At 60.5% G+C, this 20655-nt stretch carries 15 protein-coding genes; 3 read left to right on the top strand and 12 right to left on the bottom strand.

Annotated features, from left to right (window positions below; genetic code table 11):
- Positions 1–381: 381 nt before the first annotated feature.
- Together ispH and hpnH are read left to right on the top strand one after the other, a co-directional pair.
- Entirely contained in the window at positions 382–1308 is a 927-nt protein-coding gene (gene ispH / locus GGQ85_RS06080; protein WP_309773884.1) for a 4-hydroxy-3-methylbut-2-enyl diphosphate reductase, read from the top strand.
- Positions 1309–1353: 45 nt separating this feature from the next.
- Positions 1354–2523: an adenosyl-hopene transferase HpnH gene (gene hpnH, locus GGQ85_RS06075; protein WP_079447298.1), complete on the top strand. Its 1170-nt coding sequence runs from the start codon at positions 1354–1356 to the stop codon at positions 2521–2523.
- Between the two features lie 168 nt (positions 2524–2691).
- Here the strand turns inward: hpnH and GGQ85_RS06070 are convergent, their stop codons facing one another.
- The 6 genes from GGQ85_RS06070 to GGQ85_RS20815 form a co-directional block, all read right to left on the bottom strand.
- Complete coding sequence (locus tag GGQ85_RS06070; RefSeq protein ID WP_309773788.1) at positions 2692–3579, bottom strand: phosphorylase; 888 nt, start codon at positions 3577–3579, stop codon at positions 2692–2694.
- The gene (shc, locus tag GGQ85_RS06065; protein ID WP_309773787.1) at positions 3576–5540 is read right to left on the bottom strand and encodes a squalene--hopene cyclase; all 1965 of its coding nucleotides are present in this window, start codon (positions 5538–5540) and stop codon (positions 3576–3578) included. Before shc ends, GGQ85_RS06070 begins: the two co-directional genes overlap by 4 nt.
- Before the next feature lie 13 nt (positions 5541–5553).
- Positions 5554–6807: a hydroxysqualene dehydroxylase HpnE gene (hpnE, locus tag GGQ85_RS06060; RefSeq protein WP_309773786.1), complete on the bottom strand. Its 1254-nt coding sequence runs from the start codon at positions 6805–6807 to the stop codon at positions 5554–5556.
- Positions 6807–7640, bottom strand: a complete 834-nt coding sequence (gene hpnD, locus GGQ85_RS06055) for a presqualene diphosphate synthase HpnD (RefSeq protein WP_309773785.1) — start codon at positions 7638–7640, stop codon at positions 6807–6809. The genes hpnE and hpnD overlap by 1 nt, the downstream gene beginning before the upstream one ends.
- Positions 7637–8515, bottom strand: a complete 879-nt coding sequence (gene hpnC, locus GGQ85_RS06050; protein WP_309773783.1) for a squalene synthase HpnC — start codon at positions 8513–8515, stop codon at positions 7637–7639. The genes hpnD and hpnC overlap by 4 nt, the downstream gene beginning before the upstream one ends.
- Positions 8516–8698: 183 nt before the next feature.
- Positions 8699–8968 (bottom strand): hypothetical protein, encoded by a 270-nt coding sequence (locus tag GGQ85_RS20815; RefSeq protein ID WP_374708853.1) that lies wholly within the window; start codon positions 8966–8968, stop codon positions 8699–8701.
- 582 nt (positions 8969–9550) lie between these two features.
- Between GGQ85_RS20815 and GGQ85_RS06045 the strand changes: the two genes are divergently transcribed.
- Positions 9551–10051 (top strand): hypothetical protein, encoded by a 501-nt coding sequence (locus GGQ85_RS06045; RefSeq protein WP_309773782.1) that lies wholly within the window; start codon positions 9551–9553, stop codon positions 10049–10051.
- Between the two features lie 41 nt (positions 10052–10092).
- On the opposite strand, the gene GGQ85_RS06040 is transcribed toward GGQ85_RS06045, so the two are convergent.
- The 6 genes from GGQ85_RS06040 to GGQ85_RS06015 all read right to left on the bottom strand — a co-directional run bounded on the left by GGQ85_RS06040 (position 10093) and on the right by GGQ85_RS06015 (position 20584).
- Entirely contained in the window at positions 10093–12459 is a 2367-nt protein-coding gene (locus GGQ85_RS06040; RefSeq protein WP_309773781.1) for an efflux RND transporter permease subunit, read from the bottom strand.
- Between the two features lie 324 nt (positions 12460–12783).
- A complete protein-coding gene (locus GGQ85_RS06035) occupies positions 12784–14367 on the bottom strand; it encodes a B12-binding domain-containing radical SAM protein (RefSeq protein ID WP_309773780.1) in 1584 nt (527 codons plus the stop codon).
- Between the two features lie 246 nt (positions 14368–14613).
- Complete coding sequence (locus GGQ85_RS06030; protein ID WP_309773779.1) at positions 14614–15963, bottom strand: amidase; 1350 nt, start codon at positions 15961–15963, stop codon at positions 14614–14616.
- A 33-nt stretch (positions 15964–15996) separates the two neighbouring features.
- Positions 15997–18783: a phosphoenolpyruvate carboxylase gene (gene ppc, locus GGQ85_RS06025; protein WP_079447307.1), complete on the bottom strand. Its 2787-nt coding sequence runs from the start codon at positions 18781–18783 to the stop codon at positions 15997–15999.
- A 200-nt stretch (positions 18784–18983) separates the two neighbouring features.
- Positions 18984–19232 carry a DUF6489 family protein gene (locus tag GGQ85_RS06020; RefSeq protein ID WP_079447350.1) on the bottom strand — a complete coding sequence of 83 codons (249 nt, stop codon included), beginning with the start codon at positions 19230–19232 and terminating at the stop codon, positions 18984–18986.
- A gap of 98 nt (positions 19233–19330) precedes the next feature.
- Complete coding sequence (locus tag GGQ85_RS06015; protein WP_309773778.1) at positions 19331–20584, bottom strand: NAD(P)/FAD-dependent oxidoreductase; 1254 nt, start codon at positions 20582–20584, stop codon at positions 19331–19333.
- Positions 20585–20655 lie beyond the last annotated feature (71 nt).

Below are 20655 nucleotides of genomic sequence, written 5' to 3'. Positions count from 1 at the left end.
TATTTCAGAGAATAAGGTGCGCAACACCTGCGGTGGGTTCTAGTTCGGGAGATTTGCCGACGATTCAAGCGCTTTGATATCGTTGACTCCGCGGACGGCAAGTGACGAATCAGTGAGGGCCATTCGGGCGGGTACCCCATATCATAATACCGGAAATTCCAGTTCCGGATCAATCGTCGGCTAAAAAGCCTGCGTCATTGCAACGTTTTGTTCTGACGCAAAGGCCATATATATCATAGCGTTGAAATCCAGAGAGCGCGACCCGCAGATTATATACCTGTGACATTTCTTGAAGGCGCGTGGGATTATTTAGAAGAACGTTCAGTTCTATGTGGAGTTACAGCATAATGCATAAGGTGCAAATTGACTGATCCTCGTCCAATTGAAATTCTGCTGGCACAGCCGCGTGGATTCTGCGCAGGCGTCGTCCGCGCGATCGAGATCGTCGAGCGCGCGCTGGAGAAGTACGGCCCCCCAGTGTATGTCCGCCACGAGATCGTTCACAATAAGTACGTTGTGGAAAGCCTGAAAGATAAAGGGGCAATTTTCGTCGAGGATCTGTCGGAGGTTCCGCCGAAGGCTGTTACCGTGTTCAGCGCTCACGGCGTTGCGCGGAGCGTGGAAGAAGAAGCTTTTGCTCGCGGCCTGCCCGTGCTCAACGCCACCTGCCCGCTGGTCACCAAGGTTCACAACCAAGGCAAACGCTACACGTCCAAGGGGCGAACCCTGATCTTAATTGGCCACGCTGGCCATCCTGAGGTTGAGGGAACTATGGGACAGGTTCCAGGCCCCGTCCTGCTTGTTCAGGATGTGGATGACGTCGCGGCCCTGACGCTGCCGTCCGATACGCCGGTGGCCTATATCACCCAGACGACGCTCAGCGTTGACGACACCAAGGACATCATTCTCGCACTCCAGCAGCGTTTCACCGATATTCAGGGTCCCGACACACGCGATATCTGCTATGCAACACAGAATCGGCAATCTGCGGTAAGGGACCTCAGCAAGCTGGTGGACGTTATTCTAGTGGTCGGGGCAGCCAACAGTTCAAATTCGAACCGGCTGCGCGAAATCGGCACCGAAGTCGGCGTTGCAAGTTACCTCATCGCTGATGGCAGCGAACTCAACGCGGAGTGGTTGAAAGGGGCGAAAGCCGTGGGCATTACGGCCGGTGCCTCGGCTCCGGAGGTCCTTGTCGACGACGTTATTGAGGCCTTGAAGCGCATCGGGCCGATAGCCGTCTCGGTACTGCCGGGACGGGAAGAAAACATCGAATTCCGGCTCCCGTCTGAACTCACCTCAGCCTGATCCCTTTCAAATTTAAGCTGGTAAACTCCAGAGAGAACACTTGTGATGGCAATACCGTTTTTTAAAGAACTGAAGATCGGCGGATATCTGATCAAGCAGAAGATGCTGGGCCGCAAGCGCTATCCGCTTGTGCTGATGCTCGAGCCGCTGTTCCGCTGCAATCTCGCCTGCTCCGGATGTGGCAAGATCGACTATCCCGACGCGATCCTCAACCGTCGTATGAGCGCTCAAGAGTGCTGGGACGCGGCCGAGGAATGCGGCGCACCGATGGTTGCTATTCCCGGCGGCGAGCCGTTGATCCACAAGGAGATCGGCGAGATCGTGCGCGGCCTTGTCGCGCGCAAGAAGTTCGTCTCGCTCTGCACCAACGCGCTGCTACTGGAGAAGAAGCTCGATCTGTTCGAGCCTTCGCCGTACCTGTTCTTCTCGATCCATCTCGACGGTCTGCGCGAGCACCACGACAAGTCGGTGTGTCAGACGGGCGTGTTCGACCGCGCGGTCTCCGCGATCAAGGCGGCGAAGGCGCGCGGTTTCACCGTCAACGTCAACGCCACGATTTTCGACAACTATCCTGCCGAAGAGATCGCAAAGTTCCTCGACTTTACGGCCGAGCTTGGCGTCGGCGTCTCGATGTCGCCGGGTTACGCCTATGAGCGCGCGCCCGATCAGGAGCACTTCCTGAACCGCACCAAGACCAAAAAGCTGTTTCGTGATGTCTTCGCGCTCGGCAAGGGCAAGAAGTGGAATTTCATGCACTCCGGCCTGTTCCTCGACTTCCTTGCCGGCAACCAGGAATATCATTGCACGCCCTGGGGAATGCCAGCGCGCAACATTTTCGGCTGGCAGAAGCCTTGCTACCTGCTCGGCGAGGGTTACACCAAGACCTTCAAGGAATTGATGGAGACCACCGACTGGGACAGCTACGGCACCGGCAAGTACGAAAAGTGCGCCAACTGCATGGCGCATTGCGGTTACGAGCCGACCGCCGCCACCGCCGCTCTGAACAATCCGCTCAAGACGATGTTGGTGGCGTTGCGCGGCGTCCGGACGACGGGCCCGATGGCGCCCGAGATCGACCTCAGCAAGCAGCGTCCGGCGCAGTACATCTTTGCCGAGCAGGTTCAAAAGAAGCTGTCAGAGATCCGCAAGGATGAAGCGGCGGCCGCCGCTGCAAAAGAAGCAGCAAAAGAGCAAAAGGCTTCTACCGCAGCGTGACGCCATCCAGCGTTAGCGGCACCGGTTCGCATCAAGAAGCCGCTAAAGCATGATCCCGAAAAGCGGCAACCGGTTTTCGGTCAAGATCATGCTCAATCGCAAAGAAGTAAGAAGAAATAAGAGAGTCTGATTCAACGACGTTGAAATCAGACTTTCTTGAATCTGACTTTAAAGAGCCGAGCCCGGCTTCAATTCCATCAAAGCCGGACGGGGTTGTGGCACATTCGCTCGCAAACCGGAAAAGCCTCGCGCCGGGATTGGCTCTCCGGTACGACCTTTTCGATGGCCTGGCCCCCGCGGTCTTGCGACCGACGGCGTTGCCGTATAATCCGCCGGAACGAGACTCTCGCCGCCTAACAGAAAATTACGGCACCCGCGCAAGGAGCGGAGCGCCCGATTGAAATCGACTCCGGTAGATACCAGTGCGCCCAGGGTGAACGGATTTCGAGCAAGGCCACGAAGCACCTTCTTCAAGTCGATGTTGCCGTTTGGCTTAATGGCGTTGCGGGCGATCGCCGGCAGCGCCCGCGTTGCGGGATCACTGATCACGCGCAAGGCGGCAAAGGGGAGACCCGCCGCGGTAGCATAGGCGGCCGCGATGTGGCTTTCCATGTCGACCGCCGAAGCGCCGGTCGTAGCATGGAGCACTGCCTTGCCGGCTTGCTCCAGGACGACCTGCTCGGCGCCGGCAAGCCCGGCGCGGACCACTTTCTGGCCGCCTAAACCGGAGCCGTTGATCAATTCCTCGCTGAGCGCAAGGCCTGCCCGCCACCGCGAAGTACCGTTCACAACTTCCGTGGCAACCACGACGTCTCCCGATTTCAGAGACGGATCAAGCCCGCCGGCGACGCCGAAGCTGATCACGCCGCGTACCGTCGACGGATCGAACCCCGCGAGAAGCGCCCGCAACTGCCGGGGATTGCTGCTGCTGCAAATGACAGTCATGCCGGGGCCCGCGGCGATGCGGGCTTCCTGAACCAGACCGGTCACAATCAATACCGGCCGCGGGTCAAAGGCATTGCCCGCGGATACGTCAATCGCCGCCCCCAAATTCACATCCCGACCCCTACCGCCTTGCTGTTGGTGCTTCTCAAATTCCGATACCGCGCCAGCGCCCAGAGCGGGAAGAATTTTGAGTAACCATGGTACCTCAGATAAAATACCCGTGGGAACCCCGTGGCCGTGTAGCGCTGCTCATCCCACAGGCCTTTTTTTGCTTGTGTGTCTATCAGGTACTCGATTCCCCGGGCTACTGCAGGATTTTCGACCTCGCCCGCAGCCATCAAGGCAAGCAACGCCCACGCGGTTTGCGAAGCAGTGGTGGGCGCTCCCTCGAATCCCTTATAATCGAGTCGGTAACTGACCGCATCCTCGCCCCAGCCGCCATTCGCATTCTGGATCGAGACCAGCCAGTCCACCGCCTTGCGAATCGCCGGATCCTGGCGATCCACCCCGGCGGCGTTGAGGGCGCAGAGAACCGACCAGGTGCCATAGATGTAGTTCAGGCCCCAGCGGCCATACCAGGATCCCTCGGCGAGCTGGGTCCGGCGCAGGTACTCAACTCCGGCCGCCAAGGACGGGCTGCTTTCAGTCGTCTCGCCGAGTTGCGCCAGCATCGAAACGCATCGCGCGGTGACATCCTCGGTCGGCGGATCGAGCAGCGCCGCATGGTCGGAGAACGGGATGTTGTTGAGATAGTATTCAAGATTGTCGGCATCGAACGCGGCAAAGCCGCCGTCCCGGCTCTGCATCCCCTCGATCCACTCGCGACCGCGTGCGATCGCCTCGTCATATTTATCGCTCCCGTCGTGACGGCGTACCCGGTCCATCGCCATGACCACGACAGCGGTGTCATCGAGATCGGGATAATGGCCGTTGGCATATTGAAATGCCCAGCCACCCGGTCGCACGTCCGGGCGTTTCACCGCCCAGTCGCCCTTAAGAACGAGCTCCTGCTTCGGGAGCAGCCAGTCGAGGCTTTTGCCGGCGCTGTTCAGGGCCTCGGGTCCGCCGGACTCGAGTAGCGCGTGGCAACTCAGCGCAGTATCCCAGATCGGCGATACACAGGGCTGGCAATAGGCCTCATCCTTGCCGATCACCAGAAGCTTGTCGATGCCACGTCGCGTCACCGCACGCGGTGGATGTTCCGGCGGAAACCCCAGCGCATCGTACATCATCACCGTATTGACCATCGGCGGAAAGATCGCGCCGAGGCCGTCCTCGCCGTTGAGTCGCTCCTCGACGAACCCAATTGCCTTCTTCATAGCGCGCGCACGCAGCCACTTGGGAAACAGCGGCTCGATCTTTCGCAAGATCCAGTCAAGACCGCTGAACAATGCGAACCAGGCCGGGCTCTGATGCGGAGCTCTCTTCGGCGTGCGGACGGTGGCCGGATCCTGAAGAAAAAGTTCGCGAATGCCGACGCCGCGCGGATTGCGCGCGCGCGGCTTCAGCACGGCCAGAACCATCAGCGGCACCATGGTGGTGCGCGCCCAATAGGAAATCTTGTTGAGATGAAACGGCGACCACATCGGCAGCAGCATGATCTCGACCGGCAGGACCGGAACGCTGCGCCATGTCAGAACTTCGAAGAACGAGAGCAGAAAGCGCGTGAAGACATTCACGTTGGCCGCGCCGCCGCGGGACAGGATCGCCTCGCGCGCGCGCGCCATGTGTGGCGCGTCGACGGAATCGCCGACCATCTTCAGTGCGAAGTAGGCCTTCACGCTGGCGCTCATGTCGAATGGGCCATCATGCACCAGTGGCCAGCCACCATGCGCGCCCTGGATGCGGCGGAGGTAAGCCGCGATCTTGGCTTCGAGCACTGTGTCGACCGGCTCGCCGAGGTAGTGTCGCATCAGGATGTATTCGGACGGGATGGTCGCGTCGGCCTCGAGCTCGAACACAAAATGACCGTCCGGCTGCTCGAAATTCAGCAGTCCGCGGGTGGCAGCGCCGATGCGGCCCCCGAGGACGGCGTCATCAATCGGCGCGGCCGTTGCGTTCATGGAACTCATGGCGACTGATGTCTCAGATTGAACGGGCTTTCAGAACGTGATCGGCAGCCCGGTTTCCGGAGCGAACCGATCCCTCAATGGTTGCCGGCAACCCCGTATCAGTCCAGTCGCCGGCAAGGAACAGGTTTTTCCACGCCGTCAGCGCTCCCGGACGCAGGGCTGCCTGTTCGGGCGAGGCCTCGAATGTGGCGCGGCGCTCGCGCACGATCTGCCAGGCCGGCATCTCGGCTTCGATACCCGCGACCACGCAGATGTCCTTCCAGATCGCCCGCGCCAGTTCCTCGCGCGGCATGTCCACCAGCCGGTCGCCGCCGCTGATGGTGATGGAAAAGCGGTCCTGAAACGCGAACAGCCATTCAATCAGGCCATTCACGACGCCGATCATCGGGGGGTGATGTGGCGGTGGAACGAAGCGGAAGTGTGCATTGACGATGGCGCGGAATTTCGTCGGCACCGTCAGGCCGGGCACCAGCGTGGCTGCCGATCGCGGCGGCACCGCCATCACGACGGCATCGTCCGGGTCGAGCGCGATGGTCTGATCGCCCAGCGAGAGCGCCGTAACCCGATCGTTCGCCATGGTGATCTGCCGTACTTCGTGGCCGATATCGACGCTGCCACCCCTGGCACGAATGTAGTCGATCGCCGGCTCGATCAGTACCGAGCTCAGTCCGTCGCGCGCGATCAGCGGGCGGCACGCCTGACCACCCGCCAGCAGCGTTTCGCGAATGATCGTACCGGCGAGACCCGCCGATCCGTCGGGCGGGTCGATGTTCAGCGCCGCAAGCAGGAGCGGCAGCACCAACCGTTTGTAAAGCACGCCTTCGCACTTGATGGCATTGCCGACTCGCATGCGGGCATTGGCCCAAATCAGCGGCGCGAGGGCAAAATAGTCTGCGAGCGATGTATCCGGCACCCGGCGGTTGCGGTCGAAAACCCAGAACGGAACCCGCCCGTCGTTGATCTGCAAGGTCCAGCGTTTATTGGCGGCAAGATCGATAAACTGAAATTCGGCCTTCGGCGGCCCCTGCAAGCCAGCTTCGGAACCAATCTTGCGTGCATAGGCCAGCACACTGTGGTTGCCGGAAAGCACCAGATGGTTGCCGTTATCGATCGTGAGATTGGTCGCGCCGTCGAAATAGGAACGGCAACGGCCGCCCACCTGTTGCGCGGCCTCGTACACGCGAACCCGATAGCCGGCATCGGCCAGACGCACACCCGCTGAAAGACCGGAAATGCCGCCACCGGCGATATGAACGGTTCTTTGCATCAGATCAACGCGTATCGGAGAACAATGGCGATCTTCGCCGCGGGGCTTACGCGGACGGGTAACCGCGGCGACTGAAAGCCGCGCTCCTCCAGCAGATCCAATATGGCGTGATAGTATCTCGACATGATGCGCGGCGCGCGCACGGCACGACGCGAGTTGCGATTCATGATTTCGTCCGATTTGGCGAAATGTCCCCGCGCCCGCTCCACCAGCTTGGCACAGACCTGCGGGAGCGCCGGGTTCGATATCACGGCGGCCGGATTGAAGCTGCTGATACCGGCCTGAAGCAAGCCTTCGCGCGGAAGATACAACCGTCCAAGCGCCGCGTCCTCGTCGACGTCACGCAGGATGTTTGTCAACTGCAGTGCACGGCCAAGATGGTGACTAAGCAGAATGCCGTCCTGCTCTGGCAATCCGAACACCCGGACCGATAGCCGCCCGACGGCGCTTGCGACGCGATCACAATACAGATCGAGCGTGGCATCGTCGGGCGCAAGGATATCCGCCAGCACATCCATTTCCATGCCGTCGATGACGGCGAGGAAATCCTCGCGGCGCAGGCCAAAGGCGCGAACGGAGGCGGCGTAATCGCGCAACCGCGCTGGGGCCTGCCCCTGATAGAGCGCATCGATGTCGTCACGCCACTGCTGAAGCGCGGCCTGCCGTTCGGGCCGCGGATGATCCGAATCGGCAATGTCATCCACGTAACGGCAAAACGTGTAGATCTGGAACATCGCCTCGCGTTGCGTGCGCGGCAGGATACGCATCGCCGCGTAGAACGAGCTGCTGGAGGCAGTCGCTCCCGAACTAGCATCTGTCGTCTCGATTGTCATGCGCCAGCAGCCGGGTTCGACATCGGCCGCCGCCGAACCGAACGGCGGAGCATTTCCGTGGTGATGCCAGCGACGCTGTAGCCGAGCAATTGCAGGGGCTTCAGATGAACCGTCTCGCTCAAGGGATCGCGCACCTTCAGCAGCGCGACGATCCTGTCGGCGAACATCTGGATCACGGCGACTTCAAGTCCTAGCCGCATATCCCTGATCTCACCCGCGAGCGGCCGGCCCTGGTTGAGCAATGCTTCGGTTCGTCCGGCAAGCGCTTGCAAGCATCGCAGGAGCACCGGCGGGGCTTTGTCGTCCCCGAGCATCTCCACGGAGGCGCCCGATGCAGCAAGCGCATCGCGCGGCAGATAAACGCGGTTGAGGTTTCTGTAATCCTTGGCGCAATCCTGAAGATGGTTGTTGATCTGCAGGCCCGCGCACAGCGCATCCGACGCGACCCAGGTCTCTTCGCTCTCGCCGTGCACGTCGAGCATGAATCGTCCGACTGGCATCGCCGAATAGCGGCAGTAGTCGATCACGTCGTCCCAGGTCTCGTAGCGCAGCTTGGTGACGTCCATCCGGAACGCCTTTAGCACGTCAACGGCGTGGCGCGGAGGCATCGACCGTTGCGCCAGCGCCTTGCGAAGGTTCACGGCTTCGGGCTGGCTATCCCCCTGCCCCAGAAGCTCACTTTCGAACAAATCGAGCCAGGCAAGCTTGTCCTTTTCGCCAAGCTCAGCGTGATCGGCGATGTCATCCGCCGTCCGGACGAAATTGTAGAACGCGAGGATCAGTCCGCGGTGACGCGGATGAATAACCCATGACGCGACGGGAAAATTCTCGTCGCGATGGGTCTTTCCGGATCGCAGTTGGTTCGCGGCAAGCATCAGGACCGGTTACGTTGACTGAATCGCAATCGGGCCTCCCGCCGGTTCGGAAACCGGCGGGCAGAGAGTCGCCCGCGCTCCATATAGGGGAAATTGCGGGCTAAACCAATGCTATCTTTCGCTTTTTAGCCCCAGTGTCCGGCGCTGCGACAAAAGGGAACGGATAAAGCGAGATGATATGCTTTACTGGCCGTGGTTCGCCAGAACCTGGTTACACGTCTTTGAGATTTTCGGGCGATTCTGCTGCAAGCACGCGAGAACCGCGAAATCGCCCTGATCCATCACTGGACGGCAGAAACGGCTGACGTCCCGCGCGCAGGCGCGGTGTTCCGCTTCAGTCCCGCTGTGCGGTTGCCCTTGGACCTGCCCGCCGGGCGGTAGCCCTTGGAACTGCCCACCGTACGGTTGTCCTTGGAACTGCCCGCCATACGGTTGCCCTCGGACCTGCGCCATCGCCACGGTCGAGCCGAATGATAAAAGGAGGGCGAACGAGAATAAAATCTTGGACATCATAATCCTTCACTGCAACGAGGGAGAGTTCGATCCTGCACAACGCGGCGCATACCGGATGACAGGCATTTCAAATCTTGGAGGGCAATCACGTCACAAACCCTTTATCGATACCATATCGAAAGAGTTCGCAAGAGGATACGAACGTGTTGACGCTGCCAACGCTGCCAACGTCTGTCTGCTGCGGCACACATCACGATCAACCTGAGCCATTCCTGAGCACATCCTCATGCCAAAAGCGCTGCGAATGCGGCTAAAATTGCGGCGACCGCCGGATACCGCTGCAGCCCAACAGTTTTCCCAATGATAATTTCTAACACGCCTGAAATAATCGACTAAAATCACGTGGCAGGTTTGCCGATGGTCAGTCAAGTGCCATCCGCTCAGTTTGGTGACGGTTCAAATCTGCTCATAGCGGCTACACTGCGGCAACTTCGGCTTTGAAGATTGAACCTCGTGAGGCGCGGTAAGACTAAAGATACAGTACGAAATCATTGCCAAGCACCTTTTGATAGGAAACCGGGCATGAAGCTGTTTTCCATCAAGCTGATTCGGAGATCGGCGAGTGCAGCGGGCCTTGTCGCGGGCCTTGCATTGTCCACCCCGGCTAGCTTCGGCCAGTCTGCTCCGTTTGCAGGCTTCGGGGGAAACTGGTCTGGAAAAGGCACGGTCACGCTGTCAGACGGATCGAAAGAGAACATTCGCTGCAAAGCGTCTTACAGAGTGGACCGCACAGGCACGACCATGAACCAGAACCTGCATTGCGCCAGCGACAGCTACAGGTTCGATCTCTCCAGCAATGTTGTCAGCCATGGCAGTGAGATTACCGGGCAATGGAGCGAAGCCAGCCGCAATCTGTTCGGCTCCATGCGCGGCCGCGCGGGAGGCGGCGAGATCGAAGTGTTCGCGCAAGCCGCCGGCTATGCCGCAAACCTGACGATACGCACCCAGGGCAAAAGGCAATCGGTCTGGATCACCTCTAAAGGTGAAATCAGAAACGTTTCCATCACCATGGTACGCAGCTGAGGCCGTAACCTGATAGAGTGTCTGGATCCGCCACCTTAAACTTATTTCGCCGGCTTCGCCTGGCTGTCGCGGCGGAAACGCTCAGCAAAGGTAATCAACCACATCGCCGTCGGGCGAAGGATCAGGAAGTCCGCCACAAGAGCGGCGACCATGGCGAAGGCGCTGAGCCAACCGAACAGGCGCAGCGACGGCAGATCCGAAAACACTGTCACGACCAGACCGCAGGCCAACACCACGGTGGTGAGGATCAGCGCCGGTCCCATCAGCACGGTTGCGCGCTCAACCGCCTTACCAGCGCCGATACCCGGCTGGCTCTCCGATCGCAGGCGGTTGAGGAAATGGATTGTTGCGCTAAGCCCCAGGCCGAACGACACCGTGAGAGCCACCACGCTGGCGAATTGCAGCCCCTCCCCGAGTGCCCACAGCACCGTGCCGGACAGCACGACCGGGAAAATCCCGGGCAGAACACAGGCAAACATCACGACAACCGAACGGAATGCGAGTCCAATGAACACCGCGACCAGGGCAAACTCGATCGTCAGACCGTGGTTGAGTTTCTCGATCATGCTAGCGCTGTTACGAGCGGCGATGGCCGACAGGCCGGTGACAGCGATTTCATAACCGGGATGCGCTGTCCTGACCGCATCCATGGCGTGGTCGAGCTTTTCCACCACCGGCAGTATCTGGCTGGAATCCTTGTCGGGCACACGGCCTGAGACCACGACTGCAGTCTGGTCTTCCGAGATGAAGCGGCGCACCAGATGCTTGGGAATGACGCTGACATATTCCTTGAGCGTCGCGACGTCGTGGCTGCCGGCCTTTTCGGCGAGCCAGCGCCGCAACGTTTCAAGCGACCAGACGTTGCCGACGCCGGCCTGTTCTTCCACCAGCCTATGGACTTCGGCGATGGTGGCAAGCGTCTGCGGCGAATACAGCGTCTCGCCCTTGGGAAATTCGATGAGGATATCGATCGGGTTGGCGCCGGTGAGCTTTGCATCGAGACGGCCGCTGGCCGCCACCGCCTGCTGCTTGTCGGGCACCTGATCCGCGAGCCGATAGCGCGGTTCGAGGTTGGCGTAGACCACCGCAAGACCGCCGACCACCAGCAGGGCCAGCAGGCTGAAGAAACCAGGGCGCCCCACCATCCGCACCGCGACCCAGGCACAGAATCGGCGCAGCGCTTGCACACCCCAGTCCGCCGTTTTGAATTTCTCCGCGAAACGCCGCTCGTCACGAACAAGCAAAACTCCGAACACCGGCACCAGCAGCAGCACCGCCAGGAGCGCGATGATCGTCGCCATCAGGCCGGCCTCGCCGAAGCTGCGGATCAAATCCGAGTTGGAAAACTGTAGCGCGAGGAAGGAGATTCCGGCGGTCCCATGGGTCAGGACGCAGGCCGGCCCGACCACGAGGACAGCATTGCGGAAGGCGGAATACTTGTCCTCGCCGGCGATCAAGCGATCGCGCGCCGCGAACGTCAACTGCATCGAATCGGAAAAGCTGATGACCATGATGAGTGGGGTCATCACATTGAGGAACATGTTGAGGCTGAAATTCGCCCAACCCAGAACGCCCAATGACAGCAGGATGGCAAGGAGCGGCGGAAAGGCCGCAATCACCATGAAGGATACTTTGCGGAAAAACACGATCGCGATCAGGCAGCCAGCCAGAATGCCGGCGACATTATAGATAATCCCGTCGCGCTCCACCGCGTTGCGGATTTCGAGCTGCATCACCGGCACGCCGGACAGCTCTTTGGTGAGTCCGGTGCCGGCGAGATCGTCGTCCATGACCTTGCGGATCTGGCCAACGGTCGTTTTCAACTTGCTATCGCCGACGATCGACGGTTGCAGCGACAGCACGACCAGCGCCAGCGTGCCATCCTCGGACAGCAGCTTGCCGCGAATGATCTCGTTGGACTTCACCGTCTCGATGAACTTGTCGTAATCGGCACCTTCCGGCAATTCAGATGGAAACAGCGCCGCAGGCAATTTGCCAGGCTCCGGCGCCTGACGCGCCGAGAACAACGAGATCAGGCCGCGCACGCCATCAACCAGTTGCAGATCGGTGACCAGATCCCGCAGCTTTTCGAGGTTGTCCCGCTCGAGCAGCGTCTTGCCCTCGACCACCACCAGCACATCGAACTCGGTCGACGGAAAACGCTTGGTGACTTCCTCGTACTGACGATACTCCCTGGTATCGGAACGGAACAACTGGCTAAGCGAATCGTCAATTTTGATCCGCTGGATTCCGAACACCGCGCCGACGACCATGGCCAGCAGAACGATGCAGGACAGGATCGGCGCGCGCATGGCAAGCAGCCCGATCCGCTCGAATCCGAAAGCGATGCTAAGCGTCCGTTTGGCCGGTTTGGTCAGATCGGCAGCATCGGGATTTCGCTCATGCATGCGCTGTCCGTCCTGTCGTGAAAACCATCGTCTAGCAAATTTCCAGAAAGACTTTGGAGCTGACGGAAACCACGGGCAATCCGCTCGATCTTGACAGCATGCACCGGTTTTCGGGCGCAACGTTTAGCCGTTTCCCGGATAGACTACAAGCAAGGGCCGATTATGCTCCCATCCGCGCCGCTCACGGCGAAATGATGTCGAAAGGGCGGGCCTTCCAAGCGAGCGCTGTGGCCATCGCAGGCATCGCCTTAGACCGGGGAAGCGTTCGGTGGCCTGCTGAACGCTCGAGCTGTCAGCCTGCGGGGTCGGCGCGATCGCTGTCGCTTATTCCGCGGGAACCGCGGCTTCCCGCAGTTTCAAAGAATAATAGGAGGCATTGGTTTTGCCGCGAGAGGCCGAGCGCGCAAACATGATGAGGTGATGAGCAACCAGTACCGAGCTGATGAGATATTCGATCTCGCCGCGAGCCAGCCTGCGTAGCGCGAATTTCCAGAACACGCGCCTGTAATCGCCGCGCACGCCGACCTTCCAGAAAATGTTGCGAAGCATGGTCAGACCGAGCTTGATATTCCGCCATGACCTCTGCTGCGGCGTGCGCGGCTGGATTCGCTTCGGATAGGTTTCGCGGATCTGGTACTCGTAGCGCTCCAGAAGCTTTTCAGGTTCGTACGCGCGCCCCATGCAATCACGCCATGTCGCCACGACATGGTCGTAAGGCAACCGGAAATCGATGTTGGAATCGCGGCCCTCGTCCTCGATCAGGCGATTCTCGCGTTTCAGACGGTCCCACAGCGGCGTCTTCGGCAGCGCCTGCAGGAGATTGATGGTCAACAGCGGTATCTGGGAGTGATCGATGAAATCCAGCAAATGCTGTCCGGTTTCGGGCTTGTCGGTATCGAGTCCGAGGATAATTCCGGACACTACCTCCATGCCGTAGTCGTTCAGCGTCTGGATGGCCTCCATGATGGGGACCATCATGTTGTGATCCTTGTGCATCGCCTTTAGCGCGACGGGATCCGGCGTCTCGATGCCGCAGAAGATCGTGGCGAAGAATGCTTCACGCATTTGCGAAAGTATCTCCGGGCGTTTGGCGATGTTCAGCGTCGCCTCGCAGGAGAAACGCAGCACGAAACCGGTCTTCTTTTGCCATTCGATCAGGTGCGGCAAAAGATCCAGCGCGGCCTTCCGGTTACCGATAAAATTGTCGTCGACGAAATAGACTGACCCGGTGATGCCGCATTCCAGCAGCTTGTCGAGTTCGCGCGTGATCTGCTCGGGACGTTTGAGACGCGGATTGCGGCCATACAGGCCGGGAATGTCGCAGAATTCGCACTGATACGGGCAGCCGCTGGAATACTGGATGCTTCCCAGGAAGTAACGCTTGATGTCCGCCAGTTCGTAAGCGGGAATGGGAAATTTATCCATGTCCAGCCGATCGGCGGTTTTGAGGACGACCTGACTCCCGGGCCGTGACGGATCTCGCGCCAGTCGTTCAATCAGATCGTCCGTGGCATCGCCAAGTTCACCGACGTGAAGGTAGTCGAAGGTTGGATAGTAGTCGGGACAGGCGCTGACCGACGGGCCACCGAGCGCGACCGGCAGATTGAAGGCGTGGGCCCGGCGGCAAATATCGTTCATCTGCTGGCGCTGGATGTGCATGCCGCTGACGAACACCGCTTCGGCCCACTCGAAATCCTCATTCGTGGCAAAGCGAATATTCTCGTCGATGAAACGGACTTTCCAGTCGGCGGGGAGATAGGCGGCGATCAGCAGAAGCCCCTGCGGCGGCATAAAGGCCTGGACACCACCGGTCAGCGGATAGGCGTGTTCAAATGTCCCAAACGAGGACGTGTAGCGGGGGAAAACGCAAAGAATGCGCCGATTGCCATACTGACTCACGCCCCTCATCGCACCTTCCCCGCGCATCTCCCCGTCCTGCAAATGCGCATCAAGCAAGAACCCTCACTAACTCTTGGAGCTCGCAATGGTTCCAGGTGGAGCTAACGGAATGCGCTGCACGAAACGTGAGCGACAATTTCTTCAACAATGTGACGAAGCTGAAAAGGCCAAGACTGGCTTACCGACCATGCCAGCCAGGGTCTGCGATATCCGCGAAAATGCGTTCCGCGTTTTGCGGGAACGAGACAGAGTGGTTTAGGCGCGAACGATCTTCTCGATACCCGCAGCAAGGTCGAAAATCCGGCGATCCGAGCCACCGGCTGCGGCCAGCATCAACCCCACCGGCGCATCGCCCTCGCGATGACAGGGCAGCGAGATCGCGCAGCCATCGAGGGTATTGATCAGCGCGCAATTGCGCAGCGATAGCATGTTAGCTTTCGTGTAAGCCGCGTCGTGGGTGAGATCGGCGATCATCGGCGGCGTGATCGCTACCGTCGGCGCGATCAGCGCGTCGTAGGGTGTGACGCGGCGCTCGAAGCCTGCGATGATCGCGCGGCGGATACGGAGCAGATCGACATAATCCGCGGCGCTGAGGCTTTCGCCGCGAAGGATGCGGCTGAGGACGCGTGGATCGTAGAGCTCGGCCTTTTCCGCGATCAGAGCGCGGTGCCAGGCCCAGCTTTCCGCCGCCGAGAACCCGCCCCCGACGTTCAGCGCCGCGATCTCGGCGAATTCGGGAACGGCAATGCGTTCAATCGCGGCGCCGGCCCCGGCCAGTCGGTCCAGAGCACGCTCGAAAGCCCGCGCAACCGCGGAATCAAGATCATCCAGCATCACCGTGGTCGGCACCCCGAGCCGCATCCCCTTGATCGGGCGAGGCTCGACCGGCGCGATGGGTTCGGCCGCCAGCACCGCGTCCAATACGGCGCAGCAGCCGACCGAGCGCGCGATCGGGCCGTAGCTGTCCAGCGTGACCGACAGTGGGATACCGCCATCGAGCGGAATCCGGCGCGCGGTCGGCTTGTAGCCGACGATGCCGCCATAAGCCGCCGGGATCCGGCAAGAACCGCCGGTATCGGTGCCGAGCGCGCCATGCGCCATGCCATCAGTGACCGATACCGCCGCACCTGACGACGATCCGCCCGGCACATAGCCGACGTCGCGCCGCCAGCAGTTCTTCGGCGTGCCGTAGTGCGGATTGATGCCCAGACCCGAATAGGCGAACTCGGTCATGTTGGTGCGCCCGATCACCACGAAGCCGGCGCGGCGCAGACGCGCCACCACCGGCGCATCGTTCGCCGCCGGCGGCGCATCGTCGAGCGCGCGCGAGCCGGCACGCGACACCTGTCCCTTGATATCGAACAAGTCCTTTATCGATACCGGAATGCCGGCGAACGGCGACGGCTCGGCATTGACTCTGCGCAGTCTGTCCATGGCCTCGGCGGAAGCTACTGCACCGTCCGCATCAATGTGGATGAACACGCGCGCGCCCTCGCCCGCTTCGTCGGCGATCTTCGCAAGGCAATCGTCGACCAGCTTGCGTGCCGTGGTGCGGCCCGCCGCGAGATCGGCGGCGAGCGTCGCCAGAGTCGGGTGATTTGACATGCGAAACTCGCAGACGGATAGATGGATGGTGTCTTAGCCGCTATTGCGCAGGCCTGCGGAAAGTCCGTTGATGGTGATCTGGATACCTCGCAGCACCTGCTCATCCCCACACTGCGCGCGGTGGTCCTTCAAGAGTTCGACCTGCACATGATTGAGCGGATCGAGATACGGGAAGCGGTTGCGGATCGAGCGCTCGAGCAACGGATTACCGGCGAGCAACCGCTCCTGCCCCGTGATGGCGAGCAGCATGTCGATGGTGAGATGCCACTCACGTCGGATGCGTCCGAAGATAGCCTCGCGAAGTTCCACGTCTGGCACCAGATCGGCATAACGCGACGCGATCGCGATCGAGCTTTTCGCGAGCACCATGTCCATGTTGGAGAGCAACATGCGGAAGAACGGCCACTCTCCGTAAAGCTCTTGCAGAAATGCCATGCCTTTGTCGGGATGATCCGCTATCCACGACTCCATCGCGCTGCCGAACCCGTACCAGCCCGGCAGCATCACACGGCATTGCGCCCAACTGAATACCCACGGAATCGCCCTAAGGTCCTCGATCTTGCGCGTCTTCTTGCGCGACGCCGGCCGGCTGCCGATGTTCAGCGTGGAGATCTCGTTGATGACGGTGGAGGCCCAGAAATAGTCCTCGAAACCCGGCGTCTCGTAGACGAGGTTGCGGTAAGCCGTGTAGGCACGCGATGAAAGTGACTCCATCGCGTCGAGGTATTCAAGGCTCGGTGCGCTCTGCCGCGGCTGCAACAGGCTGGCCTCCAGCGTTGCAGCGGCGAGGATCTCCAGATTGTTGCGGCCCACCTCGGCGTTGGAATACTTGCTGGAGATAATTTCCCCTTGTTCAGTGATCCTGATCTGGCCGTTCACTGCACCACCGGGTTGCGCGAGGATGGCGTCGTAGCTCGGCCCGCCACCGCGGCCGACCGATCCACCGCGGCCGTGAAACAGGCGAAGCCGCACATCGTGGCGCTCGAACACATCGACCAGGCCGATCTCTGCCTTGTAAAGCTCCCAACCCGACGTGACGAAGCCGCCGTCCTTGTTGCTGTCGGAATAGCCGAGCATCACCTCCTGCAAGCCACCCCGGCTGTCGACCAGCGCGCGATACACCGGCAGCGATAGCAACCGGTCCATGATGCCGGCACAGGCCTGCAAATCCTCGATGGTCTCGAACAATGGCACGATGTTGATGGCGCTATGTCCCGCGGGGTCGACGAGGTCGGATTCCTTAAGCAGCAGCGCGACTTCGAGCAGGTCGGAAACGCCCTTGGTCATCGAGACGATGCATTGAGGGATCGCATCGGGGCCGAGCGTCTTGTGCGCCTCTGCGGCGGCATGAAACACCGCGAGCTCGCCCAGCGTCTCGTCGCTGTATGTGATGAACGGGGACGTCAACGGGCGCGCGCTGCGCAGTTCTCGCAGAAGCACGACGATGCGGGCCTCCTCGTCCAGGGTCAGATAGGACGTGCCCGGCGTGGCGGCATCGAGTAGTTCGGCAATCGTTCGTTCATGAACGGTGGAATTCTGCCGCAAGTCGAGACAGGCGAGATGGAAACCGAAACAGTCGGCTGCACGGCGCAAATAACGCAGCCGCCCGCGCGCGATCACCTCCGAGTTATTTTCGGTCAGTGAGCGGTGGAGAACGTCAAGATCAGCACTAAATTCGGCGGCGCTCGCATAGGGCGGAGCCGCGCCATACGGCGGGCGCAGCGTGTCCGCTTTCAGTTTTATGGCCGTGGCCGAAAGCCGCGCGTAGATGCCGGACACCGCGAGGCGGTAGGGTTCGCCGCGGCGATGCGGCGACGTGTCGGCCGTTCGTTCGGCCAGCACGCGTAGTTCCGGCGAGACATCCGTGAGATCTGCGGCCAGCGACAGCTCGCGGCCAAGTTCGTGCAGTTCATCAAGATAATAACGCAATATCCGCGAGGCCTGCCGTTGGAGAGTGCCGCGCATAACGTCCGCCGTCACGAAGGGATTGCCGTCGCGATCACCGCCGATCCAGCTTCCAATCCGCAGGAACGACGCAATCTCGTTCGTGGCGCTGCCGTCGGAGGGATCCTGCAAACGATCTTCCAGGATGCAGTGCAGCCGCGGCACCTCGCGCAGGAACGTATAGTCGTAGAACGACAGGCCGTTAGCAACTTCGTCGAGCACCGTCAGTTTGGTTCGCCGCAAAAGATTGGTGTGCCACAGGGTCAGCACCGCGCGGCGCAGCTGTTCTTCACTAGCCTCGTATTCGTCTGGAGTGAGCTGCATCCGTTCGCGCCGGTCGAGCAGCGCCGCGACCTCCATCTCGCGATCGATGGTGCTCTTACGGCGAACCTCGGTCGGATGAGCGGTTAGCACCGGACTGACCACAGCGCTGTCGAAAAAGGCTCGCAATTCCTCCCCGCTGAACCCGGCCTCACGGGCGCAAGCAAGCGTGTGCGACAGCCGACCTTGGTGCGGCTCCCCGCCTGCAAGGGTCTGACTGCGCATCTGGCGAATATTGTTCTGATCTTCGGCGATGTTAGCAAGATGCGAAAAATAGCTGAAGGCGCGGACGACGAGGACTGTCTCCTCCGTCGACATGCCGTCGAGGATGGCTTCCAGTTCGCGCCGCGCGGGCTTATCGTCATCGCGGTGAAAACGAATCGAAGTCTGCCGGATGTGTTCGACAAGATCGAACACATCCGGTCCTTCCTGATCGCGCACGGTATCGCCGAGAATGCGCCCGAGCAGCCGGATATCGTCGCGCAGCCTTGCATCAAGGACGGCGGCGTCAGACTCCGGCTGACCTGCACGAGGTAACGGCATCAGACTGGACATCGCGCTGCTCCTGAAAAGTCGGTTCTTCAGTCGCAATTTTCGTGCTGCGATGCAAGAAATGCTGGCCGTTCGATGCACAAAAGATGAGCGGCCAGATCTTAAGTCCGACCGGCGAACTGAGAGGATGCTCACCCGGCATGGTGGCGCGTGCGGAAGTCGCAACAGTCGATATTATAATGAAACCAATGCGATAAGCTTCTCTACTTTTTATCTTTTGTCCGTACGGCCCCGAGTCCCGACATATTAACGAACATATCCTGGAAGCGCTCCGCCATCTTGGGATCAAACCAGTTTTGCATGATTGCTTCGGGCGAGAACTTGTCGATGTTTTCCGCCATCTTTTGCTGAAGCTGGTCCATCACGGCATTCTGCATCGGCTGGACGTCCGGAAGCCCCAAAAACTGACGGGCCTCAAGGGGTGTACACTCGAACTCTATATTCACCTTCATGGAGCGCTCCTTAGATGTGCCGACGCGGCGCAGTATCGCTATGGAGACGCCTGTGGCGCAAGTCATCACGGCAACGGTGCGGCGGCGCAGACCAATATTCAGCGAAAGCGTTCCGCGGCAAACGGTCTCGGGTCTGCAAACGGCGCGGCACCCGTCATCATTTCGGCCAGCAGCCGGCCTGTTGCCGGACCCAGGGTCAGACCGTGATGCTGGTGTCCAAAATTGAACCACAATCCGGCATGGCGGGCCGCCTTTCCAATCACCGGCAGCATATCAGGCATACACGGACGTCTCCCCATCCAGGGCGTCGCATCGATCGCCTCACCCAGGGGAAACAACTCGCGCGCCAGAGGCAGCGCCCGTTCAATCTGCACCGGGGTCGGAGGAGCGTCGCGCCGCGCGAACTCCGCACCGGTCGTCAGGCGGATGCCCTGATTCATCGGCGCCAACAGATAGCCGAGATCCGAATCGAGAACAGGACGATTGAGCACCGCATTGCCGCGCGGCGCCAGATGCAGGTGATAACCGCGCTTGATGCCGAGCGGCATGTTGTAGCCGAATCCGCGGAAGACATCATCCGACCACGGCCCCAGGGCAATCACGGCCTCGCGCCCCATCAGCGCTCCGTTCGGGCCCTCGATGCGCCATGCCGCCTGACTTTGCGTCAGCGTACGCGCGTCGGCCGCAACAAAACGGCCGCCTCGGCGCATGAACAACGCCGCATAGGCTTTCGTCAGCGCGCCCGGATCCGGGATAAAGCCCGGCGCCGGCCAGTGAATCGCACCGGCGAACGTTCCCGACAAATTCGGCTCGCGTGCGGCGATCCCCTTGGCATCGAGAACATCTCCTTCGACGCCATACCGACGAACGCGCTCGAGGTCCGCGATGCCCTTGTCCAGCGTCGCGTTCGAGCGGAACAGCTTGATCCAGCCGGTCCGGCGCAGAAGCTGGGGCACGCCTGCTTCTGCGATCAGAGTTTCATGCTCGACAAGGCTGCGCTGAATCAGCGGTAACGCCGCCATTGCGCTGCGGAACGCGCGTTCAGGCGAGGATGCAAAAATATAACGAATCAACCACGGCAAAAAAGCAGGCAGATCGCGAAACCGATAATGCGCCTCGGGAAACCGGTTCAGCGCGTAGCGCAGAACCTGCCGCAGATCGTAAGGAAACACGTACGGGAAAACCGACGCGCATTCGATCAAGCCAGCGTTTCCGTAGCTCGTCTCCTCGCCGGCCCTTTCATGCCGGTCGACAAGGATGACATCGCGCCCGCGCTTCTGAAGATGCAGCGCCGCGGAAACGCCGACAATTCCCGCACCCAAGACCAGAACATCGGATTTGATTAGCGCCACGCGGCTCTCCGAACGCAAAAATCGCACGGCTTTGCCGAACGTTGTCCTTCAGACTTAAGTATTGAAGTTCA

The organism is Nitrobacter vulgaris (assembly GCF_031453995.1).
GTDB classification, from domain to species: domain Bacteria; phylum Pseudomonadota; class Alphaproteobacteria; order Rhizobiales; family Xanthobacteraceae; genus Nitrobacter; species Nitrobacter vulgaris.
Note: the sequence above shows the minus strand (reverse complement) of the source record. Positions and strands in the feature narration are given on the sequence as shown.